The sequence below is a fragment of the Tangfeifania sp. genome (genome assembly GCF_055108615.1).
This window is the reverse complement of sequence record NZ_JBSQIC010000116.1, coordinates 1-8,931: the sequence shown is the minus strand read 5'-3', so window position 1 is coordinate 8,931 and position 8,931 is coordinate 1. Positions and strand designations below refer to the sequence as shown.

The 8,931-nt window shown below is 44.0% G+C and carries 10 protein-coding genes; 9 read left to right on the top strand and 1 reads right to left on the bottom strand.

Annotated features, from left to right (window positions below):
- The 9 genes from ACTCNA_RS16690 to ACTCNA_RS16650 all read left to right on the top strand — a co-directional run.
- The coding region (locus ACTCNA_RS16690; RefSeq protein WP_462949076.1) for a hypothetical protein at nucleotides 1-282 on the top strand (282 nt) is incomplete at its 5' end.
- Between the two features lies 1 nt (nucleotide 283).
- Nucleotides 284-1,411 (top strand): lipid-A-disaccharide synthase, encoded by a 1,128-nt coding sequence (gene lpxB / locus ACTCNA_RS16685; protein ID WP_462949075.1) that lies wholly within the window; start codon nucleotides 284-286, stop codon nucleotides 1,409-1,411.
- Between the two features lie 7 nt (nucleotides 1,412-1,418).
- A complete protein-coding gene (gldG, locus tag ACTCNA_RS16680) occupies nucleotides 1,419-3,833 on the top strand; it encodes a gliding motility-associated ABC transporter substrate-binding protein GldG (protein WP_462949074.1) in 2,415 nt (804 codons plus the stop codon).
- Nucleotides 3,834-3,996: 163 nt separating this feature from the next.
- Complete coding sequence (dnaN, locus tag ACTCNA_RS16675) at nucleotides 3,997-5,127, top strand: DNA polymerase III subunit beta (RefSeq protein WP_462949073.1); 1,131 nt, start codon at nucleotides 3,997-3,999, stop codon at nucleotides 5,125-5,127.
- A 9-nt stretch (nucleotides 5,128-5,136) separates the two neighbouring features.
- Nucleotides 5,137-5,943, top strand: a complete 807-nt coding sequence (locus tag ACTCNA_RS16670; protein WP_462949072.1) for an exonuclease domain-containing protein — start codon at nucleotides 5,137-5,139, stop codon at nucleotides 5,941-5,943.
- Between the two features lie 274 nt (nucleotides 5,944-6,217).
- Entirely contained in the window at nucleotides 6,218-6,652 is a 435-nt protein-coding gene (tnpA, locus tag ACTCNA_RS16665) for an IS200/IS605 family transposase (RefSeq protein WP_462949071.1), read from the top strand.
- 193 nt (nucleotides 6,653-6,845) lie between these two features.
- Nucleotides 6,846-7,565 (top strand): fumarylacetoacetate hydrolase family protein, encoded by a 720-nt coding sequence (locus tag ACTCNA_RS16660; RefSeq protein WP_462949070.1) that lies wholly within the window; start codon nucleotides 6,846-6,848, stop codon nucleotides 7,563-7,565.
- Nucleotides 7,566-7,581: 16 nt separating this feature from the next.
- Nucleotides 7,582-8,052: a CoA-binding protein gene (locus ACTCNA_RS16655; protein ID WP_462949069.1), complete on the top strand. Its 471-nt coding sequence runs from the start codon at nucleotides 7,582-7,584 to the stop codon at nucleotides 8,050-8,052.
- Nucleotides 8,053-8,057: 5 nt separating this feature from the next.
- Entirely contained in the window at nucleotides 8,058-8,486 is a 429-nt protein-coding gene (locus tag ACTCNA_RS16650; RefSeq protein ID WP_462949068.1) for an acyl-CoA thioesterase, read from the top strand.
- Nucleotides 8,487-8,650: 164 nt separating this feature from the next.
- Here the strand turns inward: ACTCNA_RS16650 and ACTCNA_RS16645 are convergent.
- On the bottom strand, nucleotides 8,651-8,931 hold a 281-nt coding region (locus ACTCNA_RS16645), incomplete at its 5' end, for a Crp/Fnr family transcriptional regulator (protein WP_462949067.1).

The window sequence follows — 8,931 nt, the reverse complement described above, 5'->3', positions numbered from 1 at the left end:
CCGATGGATAAGTCCCTCGTGGGATTTTTGGCCGGTTTTTCAGTGCCGGTCGTCATTTTTCTGGCGGTCTATCTTTTTGGCGAAAAAAATGTTTCTTTCAGCAACTATGTTAAAAGTCTTTGGCACCTGCAGGCCCTTGTGAAACTGGGAAGTTTGTGTGTTTTTGCCAATCTGCTGGTTTTTATGGGTTTCATAAAAATTAATTACGAGCGTGCCGCCCGCGGAGTACTGGGTGCTACCATCATTTACGCCCTGACAATTTTAATATCAAAAACTTTTTAGCATGAAGTACTATTTAATTGCAGGCGAAGCTTCGGGCGATTTGCACGGGTCGAACCTGATGGCCCAACTAAAAAAAGAAGACCCGGCAGCGCAGTTTCGGTTTTTTGGTGGCGACCTGATGCAAAACGCCGGCGGCGAGCTGGTGAAACACTACCGCGAGATGGCGTTCATGGGAATTGTAAATGTGCTGCTCAACCTGAAAACCATCAACCGAAACCTGAATTTCAGCAAAAAAGATATCCTGCAATTCCGCCCCGATGTGATTATTCTAATCGACTATCCGGGTTTTAACCTGCGCGTTGCCGAATTTGCCAAAAAACACCAAATAAAGGTTTTCTATTATATTTCGCCCAAAGTGTGGGCCTGGAAAGAGTACCGTGTAAAAAAAATTCGGAAGGTTGTGGATGAAATGTTTACCATCCTGCCCTTTGAAACCGAATTTTACAAAAAACACGGAATGGATGTGCATTACGTGGGCAACCCGCTGCTCGATTCCGTTGCTGCTTTCAAAAAAAGTGCTTTGCCCAAAAATGATTTCATTGCACAAAACAACCTGGATGAGCGGCCGGTTGTGGCACTGCTTGCCGGCAGCCGCACGCAGGAAATAAAACGCACTTTGCCACTGATGGTGAAGGTTGCTGAATTATATCCCGGATTCCAGTTTGTTGTGGCCGGGGTAAACAGCATCGACATAAAATTGTACCTCCGGTACTTATACAAATCCGGTGTAAAAATTATTTACAACCAAACCTACGATTTGCTCAACATTGCCCACACCGCGCTGGTGGCATCGGGAACAGCGGCGCTCGAAACAGCTTTATTCAATGTTCCGCAAACCGTAATTTACAAAGTAGAAGGCGGATGGCTGGTCGATTTCATTATGCGCAATTTCGTGTTCGACATGGCCGGGGTTTCGCTTCCCAACATCATTATGAACCGCGAAATTGTGCGGGAATTCATCCAGGTGAAAATGACACTGAAAAATGTAAAAAACGAAATGCAGAAACTGTTGTTTGATGAGGACTACCGGGACAAAATACTGGAAGACTATTCTCGTTTAAAAAATCGGATGGGAGAACCCGGAACATCGCAGCGGGCTGCAAAAAAAATGGTTGAACTACTCAAATGAAACTGCAATGTACAGTTTATTCAAAAAGGAAATAAAAACATTTTTCGGCTCGCTGATTGGCTACCTGGCCATTCTGGTTTTCCTGCTGGTAACCGGGCTTTTTCTTTGGGTTTTCCCGGGAGAATACAACATTCCTGAAAGCGGTTATGCCACGCTCGAAGGTTTTTTTTCGCTTGCTCCCTGGCTCTATCTTTTTTTGGTTCCTGCCATTACCATGCGTTTTTTTGCCGATGAAAAACGCACCGGCACCATCGAAATTCTCCTCACCCGCCCCATCGGTGATTTCAAACTGGTTTTGGCCAAATTTCTGGCAGGAATGGTGCTGGTTACTTTTTCGCTGCTCCCCACCCTGCTCTATTTCCTGTCGGTTTATTTACTCGGCAATCCCGTTGGAAGCATTGACACAGGCGCTACCTGGGGCTCGTTTTTCGGACTTTTTTTCCTGGCTGCCATCTATGTTTCAATTGGAATTTTCGCCTCCTCGGTCACCGACAACCAAATTGTTTCGTTTATCATTGCCATGGCGTCGTCATTCATTTTCTACCTGGGATTCGATTTTATCGCCAGTGCCAACATTCCTTATATCCTCGATGCCCTGTTCTCATGGATGAGCATTAACAACCACTACATGTCGGTTTCGCGGGGCGTGATCGATTTGCGCGACCTGATTTATTTTACCGGCATGACATTCCTGTTTCTGTGGATAACCATTGGTTTCATCCGGAAAGAAAAATGGAAAAGAAAAAAATTCCGCAATCAATCTGTCGCTCTGTTCATTGCTCTTGCGCTGGTTTTTTGGGCATCAGGCAGCTTTTTGTATCGAATCGATCTGACTTCCGATAACCGCTATTCGCTTTCGGGAGTTAGTGTTTCAACAGTACAAAATTTTGAAAATCCGGTTGAAATTGAATTATTCCTTGCCGGTGAACTGGAACCCGGACTGCGAAAACTACAGCAGGAAGTATTTGAAAAAGCAGCGGTTTTAAACGCCTATTCACCTGCAACAATTCGTATAAAAGTTACTGATCCTTATCAGATTGCCAACACTTCGGAACGAGAAGAATATATCGAACAACTCACCAGCAAAGGGATAAAACCCACAAGTTTCAGGCATAGAACCGACCAGGGGGTCAGTTCACGGCTCATTTTTCCGGGGGCAATAATAAAATACAAAAACCAGGAAAGGGCGGTAAACTTTTTAAAATACAACCCCGATTTCACGCACGAAGCCAACTTCAACCATTCGGTGGAAAGCGTGGAGTTTGAACTGGTGAACGCCTTCCAGAAATTGTTACGAAACCGACGGCCGGTTGTCGCATTTCTCGAAGGACAGGGCGAACTTGACCGTTACCAGGTTTATGATTTTGCTTCTGCACTTGCCGAAGATTTTCGCGTCAGACGAATCACTGCCGACTCGCTAAATGCGGTTCAGCCACGTCCTGAAATCCTGATTATTGCAGACCCAACTCAACCATTTACAGAAGAGGACAAATTCAGAGTTGACCAGTATATTATGAACAGCGGGAAAACAATGTGGCTCGTCGATCCGGTGCAGGTAAGCCTCGACAGTTTATCGAAAGGCTACATGACGTTTGCTTTTCCACGCGATTTGAATATCAACGATCAGCTTTTCAGGTATGGCGTTCGCCTTAACTACGAACTGCTGCAGGATGTGGACTGTGCCCGCATCCGGGTAAACACTGCCCCACAGGGAAATGAGCCGCAATTCACGCTTCATCCCTGGTATTATTCACCTTTGCTCACGCCAAACGATAACCACCCGCTCAGCCGCAATTTAAACCGGGTTTTTGCCGAATTTGTTTCATCGGTTGATACCGTTTCGGGCAACAACCAGGTTAAAAAAAGCATTATTCTTTCCACCTCACCCTACGCTCGGACAGTGCAGTCGCCGTCAACGGTAAGCCTGCGAAATATCGACAATCCGCCCGCTCGGGAGCTTTTCAATGAATCGTTTATTCCCGTTGGAGTTTTGCTGGAGGGTTTTTTTACATCCGTTTTTAAAAACCGGATGACCGAAACGCTGAACATTCAAACTCCGGTGATTAAAAAACAAAGCGATCCAACAAAAATGGTGGTGATAGCCGATGGCGGTATGGTTGCCAACAAAGTGAACCGCTCAACCAATCCGCCTCAAATCCAGGAACTGGGCTACGACCGTGTTTCGGGCCGTACTTTTGGCAACAAGGAATTTTTAATGAATACAGTTTATTACCTGAACGACGAAAACGGGATAATGCAATTGCGCAACCGAAGCCAGAAACTCCGGCTGCTCGATAAAGTCCGGTTACGCGAAGAAAAAGCTTTCTGGCAATGGCTGAATATACTGCTGCCATTGGTGGCGGTTAGTCTTTTTGGAGTTATTTACAACGTTTTACGCCGCTATCGTTATTCCCGTTCATAAAACCTTGAAAAATGAAAGTTTTACGGATAGGGAATATTCCATAAAGTTTGTATATTCGTTACTTGGTTTATCCTTATAAATATCTGGTTAATCAGAATTCATAACCTATTCGGGATAAAGCCATTTTTACAAAAAAATAAAATAATAACTATAATTTACACGTATGAAATTTGTTGTTTCAAGCACCGATCTATTGAGCCACCTTTCAGCTATCAGCAAGGTAATCAGTAGCAAAAGTACCATGCCCATTTTGGATAATTTTTTATTTCAGCTTACCGAGACAGACCTGACCATTACTGCTTCGGACCTGGAATCGACCCTGATTACCAGTATGGAACTCGACAATACCGAAGGCGAAGGGACCATTGCAGTTCCGGCTAAATTACTTATCGATACGCTGAAAGAATTTCCGGAACAACCACTCACTTTCCAGGTGAATGACGAAAATTTCGGGATTGAGATTTTTTCAGAAAACGGTAAATTCAGTATTGTGGGGCAAAGTGGTGAAGATTTCCCTGAACTTCCTGAAGTGAAAGAAGAATCAGCAACATCAGTGACGGTTGACCACCGCATTCTGCAAAAAGGAATTGAAAAGACACTGTTTGCCACTGCCGACGATGAATTACGCCCGGTTATGAATGGTATTTTCGTGGAGCTCACACCCGAAAACATGGGTTTTGTGGCTTCCGATGCCCACAAACTTGTTCGCTACAGGCGGTCCGATGCGGCATCGGAGTTTGAATCTTCATTCATTCTGCCCAAAAAACCAGCCAGTTTGCTCCGCGGGCTACTGCCCAAAGAAGAGTTGGATGTGAAACTGGAATTCGATGATAAAAATGCCATTTTCACCCTTTCAAACTACAAACTGGTTTGCCGCCTGGTAGAAGGTAATTATCCCAGCTACAATTCGGTCATCCCGTCCGATAATCCCAATAAAATGATTATCGACCGACTGGCGTTTTACAACACCGTAAAACGTGTTTCGGTATTTTCCAACCAGGCCAGTAACCTGGTAAAACTGAGTATAAACGAGAATCAGCTGGTTGTTTCGGCGCAGGACATCGATTTCTCCATTTCAGCAGTGGAACGTCTGAAATGTGAATACGATGGCGATGAAATTGAAATTGGCTTCAAATCAACCTTCCTTTTGGAAATATTATCCAATATCCCGGCTACTGATGTGCGCCTGGAAATGAGCGATCCGTCGCGGGCAGGATTGCTTTTGCCTGCTGAAACCGAGGAGGAAGAAGAGGATGTGCTGATGCTGCTCATGCCAATGATGATAAATGCATAAAATTACTTCATGCAATTAAACTTAAAAAATCCGGTCGTATTCCTCGACCTCGAAACCACAGGAATTGATATTGTTAAAGACCGTATTGTTGAAATTGCCTTGCTGAAAATAAAACCCGATGGCACGGAAGAAGAGCTGTTGCATCGCGTGAATCCGGAAAGGCCGATTTCAGCAGAAGCAACCCGGGTACATGGCATAACAAACGAAGATGTGGCCAATGAACCAACTTTTAAAGAAGTGGCCAAAAACCTGGCAAAGTTTCTTGAAGGTTGCGATTTAGCGGGCTTTAACTCGAACCGGTTCGACATTCCACTGCTCGCTGAAGAGTTTTTAAGAGCTGATGTGGACATCGACTTCAAAAAACGGAAATTTATTGATGTACAGGCCATTTTCCACAAAATGGAGAAACGCACGCTTGAAGCTGCCTACAAATTTTACTGCAACAAACCACTGATTGGCGCGCACAGTGCCCTGGCCGACACCAAGGCAACTTACGAAGTGCTGAAAGCTCAGCTCGATACATATCGCGAAGTAGAATACGAAGATAAAAGGGGACAAAAATCAATGCCCATTGTAAATGATGTGGAAAAACTGAGTGAATTTTCATCGTACGACCGGAATGTGGATTTTGCAGGCAGAATTGTTCTCAATGAAGATGGCATCGAGGTTTTCAACTTCGGAAAAAATAAAGGTGTGCCGGTTGAGAAAATCCTTGAAGAACAACCCGGCTATTTTGGCTGGATTATGAACAGCGATTTTCCGCTTTATACCAAACGGGTGCTTACCCAAATTAAGCTGCGGATGATGGAAAAATGACTGGCTAAAGCCCGGTGTGGTTCATTGTGTACTTAACCCCCTGGCTTCGGAAGGTGTGACCCCGGAAAGCATAGTATAGGAAACTAACTCCAGCCTTTAGGCTGGGGGTTGAACAGCGAACAGAGCAGAAACCGGGCTTCAAGCCCACTAAACAGATTAGCCAGGGTTAGTGAATGCCTGAGACTAAGACCAGACAGATGATACAGACGAGAACGAGGACTAACGGATGGAACTGACAACAAACCGGGCTTTAGCCCACATAAAACAAAATAATATGTTCTATGTCAGAATTTGGATACACGCAGTTTGGGGAACAAAAGCAAGATTTCCCCATTTTGTAGGTCCGGTTAAAAACAGGTTTTTCGAACACATTCGCGATAATGCAAAGGAGAAAGGTATATATCTGTCGCAGATTAACGGACATAGCGAACACGTTCATTGCCTGTTTTCGCTTACAGCTGAACAAACTGTAGCCAAAGTAATGCAATTACTGAAAGGCGAATCCTCGTACTGGATAAATAAAAATGAAATAGTGTCAAGAGAGTTTGAATGGGCAGATGAATATTTTGCTGTATCGGTGAGTGAATCGCAGGTGAAGAGGGTACGGCAGTATATTCGTAACCAGGAGGAGCATCATCGGAAGAAGAGCTGGGGTGAAGAAGTGGACGAGTTCCTTGAGAAGTATGGATTCGACAGGATGACGGGCTAAAGCCCGGTGTGGTTTGATGCACCCAAAACCCCTGGCTTAAAAGCCAGGGTTAGTGTCGCTCCGGAAAGTGTAACATAGGAAAACTAACTCCAGCCTTTAGGCTGGGGGTTGAACAGCGAACAGAGCAAAAACCGGGCTTCAAGCCCACTAAATTGATTAGCCATTGTTAGTGAATACCCGTGACTGAGAATAAGTGCCTGAGAATAAAGGCGACACAACTAACAAACCCCAGCTTTCAAGCTGGGGACTGCTGAAGGAAGCAACTATAAATTGGGCTTTAGCCCTGAAGAAAAAAACGATGAAAATAATTTGCATTGGAAGAAATTATGTGGCCCACGCCCAGGAACTGGATAATGATGTACCTCACGAACCGGTATTTTTCATGAAACCCGATTCGGCGCTGCTCCGCAACAACGATCCGTTTTATATCCCCGACTGGACAAGCGAAGTACATCACGAAATTGAGCTGGTAATCCGAATTAACCGGATTGGCAAAAACATAGAGCAACGGTTTGCACATCGCTACTATGACGAAATTGGCCTTGGTATTGACTTTACGGCACGCGATGTGCAAAAAGAGCTGAAACAAAAAGGCCTGCCCTGGGAAAAAGCAAAAGCATTCGACCAGGCAGCCGTAATCGGCAGCACATTTCTGCCGGTTTCCATTTTTCCTGATCCGGAATCCATTCGCTTCAGTTTGCAAATAAACGGAAGCATTGTGCAGGAAGGCAATTCGGAACTCATGATTTTTGGGTTTGAAGAAATAATTTCACACGTATCAAAATACATGACCCTTAAAATTGGCGATTTAATTTACACCGGAACCCCGGCAGGTGTTGGGGCGGTAAAAATCGGCGATCACCTGGAAGGATATCTTGAAAACAAAAAACTACTTGATTTTAGGATTAAATAATTAAAAATCAACAAAGATGACAACTTTAAACGAAATTCAACAATTTCTTTCCCCCAAAAAAATGGCCATAGCCGGCGTATCGCGCAATCCCAAAAAATTTGGAGCTACTGTTTTTAAAGAACTGAAAGAAAAAGGATTTGAATTGTATCCTGTAAACCCAAATGCAGATGAAATTCAGGGAGTGAAATGCTATAAATCTGTGGCAGAACTTCCAGGCGATGTGAAGCACTTGTTTATAGTTACCCCTAAAAAAAGCACTGAAACTGTTGCTGAGGATGCCATTGCAAAAGGAATAGAGATGATTTGGATTCAGCAACAGTCGGACACTCCAGAAGCCGTTGCGGCTATTCAGGCTGCGGGCATACCGCTCATTCACAAAAAATGCATTTTAATGTTTGCTGAGCCGGTAAAAAGGCCTCACAAATTTCACCGTTTTCTGGTAAAAATTGTGGGCATGTATCCGAAAACAGTTTCAAAAGCTTCATAAAAAACATGGAAAATTACGATTTTCAACTGGAAATGCAGGTTCGCGATTACGAGTGCGACTTGCAGGGAATTGTAAACAACTCGGTTTACCAGAATTACCTGGAACATTGCCGCCATAAATTCCTGGAAAAAATTGGCCTGAGTTTCGCGCAATTGCACAACGACGGAATTGATGCCGTTGTTATCCGCGCTGAACTGAATTACAAGTTTCCCTTGCGCCCGGGAGATGATTTTTTTGTTCAGCTGAAAATGACCAAACAAGGTCGTTTGCGCATAATTTTCAACCAGCAGGTTATTCGGAAAGCCGATAATCAGCTTATGGTTGATGCCCGGATTACCACAGTACTTACAAAAAATAGCCGGCCCATTTCACCTGAAGCGCTGGAAAAAAAATTCAATAAAGCAGGGATTGTTCTGAACCAGGAAGCCCCATAAAAAGAAAAGCCCCGGACTTTTAAAGCCCGGGGCCAAACAACCTTCAACTACTAACCGATTTTATAACCCAAAAAATTATGAAGCAATAGTTATGAACTCTCTGTCTCTAATTGTATTGTTCGAACAAAGAAAAAGGAATGAATGAAACCAGTCTGTAATAAAAGTCACACAAGGCCCGAAAAATCGATAAAATTTCGTGACAGTTCAATTTTTCCGTCTTTTTCGAGCTTTTTCAGCAACCTGGAAACCACTTCGCGCGATGTATTTAACTGAAGGGCAAGTTCCTGGTGGGTTCCGCTGAATGTTGGGTTTCCCAATTTTTGATAACGGTCAACAAAGTATTTTACCAGGCGTTCGTCGAGTTTCAAAAAGGCAATGGAGTCGATGGTTTCAATCAATTCGCGAAACCGCGATTGAAAAGTTTGCATAACAAACTGGCGCCACG